The organism is Streptomyces durbertensis, from assembly GCF_014156695.1.
GTDB lineage: Bacteria > Actinomycetota > Actinomycetes > Streptomycetales > Streptomycetaceae > Streptomyces > Streptomyces durbertensis.
Map to the genome: position 1 here is coordinate 1 of NZ_WMLF01000892.1, position 732 is coordinate 732.

Consider the following 732-nt stretch of genomic DNA (forward strand, 5'->3'; position numbering starts at 1 on the left):
GGAGTGGTCAGCAGTGCCCCCCGTCGCGTACCGGATCGAGGACCTCGCCCACCGCAGCGGCACGTCCGTGCGGACGATCCGGGCCTACCAGGACCGCGGGCTGCTGCCCAAGCCGCGCCGGAAGGGCCGGGTGAACGTCTACGACAACAACCACCTGGCCCGGCTGGACCAGATATCCGGCCTGCTGGAACGCGGATACACCCTGGCCAGCATCAAGGAGCTGCTGACCGCCTGGGACTCCGGGCTCGGCCTCGCGGGCGTGCTCGGCCTGGTCGCGGAGGTCGACGGCCCCTGGTCCGACGAGTCCCCCACCACGACCACCCGCGCCGAACTCGCCACCCGCTTCCCGACGGACGGCACCGGCGGCGGACTCGACGAGGCCGCCCTCGCCGACGCCGTCGACCTGGGCGTGCTCGTGCCCGTCCGGGGTCGCCCCGACGAGTTCCACGTCCCCAGCCCCCAGGAGCTGGCCGTCGCCGCCGAACTGCACGCGGCAGGCGTACCGCTGCTCGCCGTGACGGCACACCTGCGGGAGCTGCGCGCCCAGATCGAGCACATAGCCGACCGCTTCCTCGACTTCACCACCGAGCACGTCTTCGCGCGCTTCCTGGACCACACCCCCACCGACGCGGAGGCGGCCGAAGCCGCCGAGCTGGTGCGACGCCTGCGACCACTCGCGCGACAGACAGTCGACGCCGAACTGGCCCGCGCGATGAGCGCCCAGGCCGCCCG

Annotated in this window: 1 protein-coding gene; it reads left to right on the top strand. The window is 73.4% G+C overall.

Annotation, left to right across the window (positions count from 1 at the left end; all coding sequences use genetic code 11):
* Positions 1-13: 13 nt before the first annotated feature.
* On the top strand, positions 14-732 hold a 719-nt coding region (locus GL263_RS27520), incomplete at its 3' end, for a MerR family transcriptional regulator (protein WP_182858433.1).